The sequence below is a fragment of the Kitasatospora sp. NPDC058063 genome (assembly GCF_042885395.1).
GTDB lineage: Bacteria > Actinomycetota > Actinomycetes > Streptomycetales > Streptomycetaceae > Kitasatospora > Kitasatospora lactacystinica.
Map to the genome: position 1 here is coordinate 1 of NZ_JBHVSD010000080.1, position 1,083 is coordinate 1,083.

Sequence of the window (1,083 nt, forward strand, 5' to 3'; positions counted from 1 at the left end):
GAGCCGTTCCCAGGGCCACCTCCTGATCAGCCGGAGCCGTGGAGCTCTTCACGAGAGCGAGGACCCCGGGGGCAGCTGGGGCCACGGACGGCTGATGGGGTGGTGCGCCCGCGAGCGCTTCTATTAGGTCGCCGGGTGGTCCTGCCGCGGCTCGACGCCGACGGACAGCGAAGGCTCGAAAGGGGTGCGCATGCACGTGACCTGCGGGATCGACTGGGCCGAGGACCATCACGACGTGGCGGTGGTCGACTCCGAAGCCCACCTGCTGGGCAAGCTTCGGATCAGTGATGACGCGGCGGGCTTCCAGGACCTGCTGCGACTGCTTGCCGAGCACGGCGACAGCCCGGACGATCCGATCCCGATCGCGATCGAGACCTCGCGCGGGCTCCTGGTGGCTTGTCTGCGGGCTTCCGGGCGTCGGGTCTTCGCCATCAACCCGATGGCCGTGGCGCGCTACCGAGACCGGCACGTCGTCTCTCGCAAGAAGTCCGACCACCAGGACGCCGTCGTGCTGGCGAACATCCTGCGCACCGACGCCGGACTCCACCGGCCTCTACCGGGCGACTCCGACCTGGTCAAGGCGATCGGCGTCCTTGCCAGGGCCCAGCAGGACGCGGTCTGGGACCGCACCCGGGCCCACAACCGTCTGCGATCGCACCTGCGCGAGTACTACCCGGCGGTCCTGGAGGCGTTCGCCGGCAAGCGCGAGCGGCTGCTGTCCCGTGAGGCCCGCGCGATCCTGGCAATCGCCCCCACCCCGGCCGAGGCCGCCAAGCTCACCCGCAGTCGGCTCAAGGCTGCCGTCGTGCGGGCCGGCCGCCAGCGCCGGATCGAGGCCGAGACCGACCGGCTGCTCGAGGTGTTCCGCCAGTCCTGGCTGCACCAACCGGCCCTGGTGGAAAGAGCGATGGGACGCCAGACACTCGCTCTGCTCGGCCAGCTCGAGGCGGCCTGCCAGGCTTGCGACGACCTGGCGCGCGCCACCGAGGAGCTCTTCCTGCAGCATCCCGATGCGGAGATCATCACGAGCTTTCCGGGCCTGGCCGTGCTCACCGGCGCCCGGATACTCGCCGAGATCGGCGA

At 70.6% G+C, this 1,083-nt stretch carries 1 protein-coding gene; it reads left to right on the plus strand.

Annotated features, from left to right (window positions below; all coding sequences use genetic code 11):
* Positions 1-190 precede the first annotated feature (190 nt).
* Positions 191-1,083: IS110 family transposase (locus ACFVUY_RS43355; RefSeq protein ID WP_387737367.1), on the plus strand; the 893-nt coding region annotated here is incomplete at its 3' end.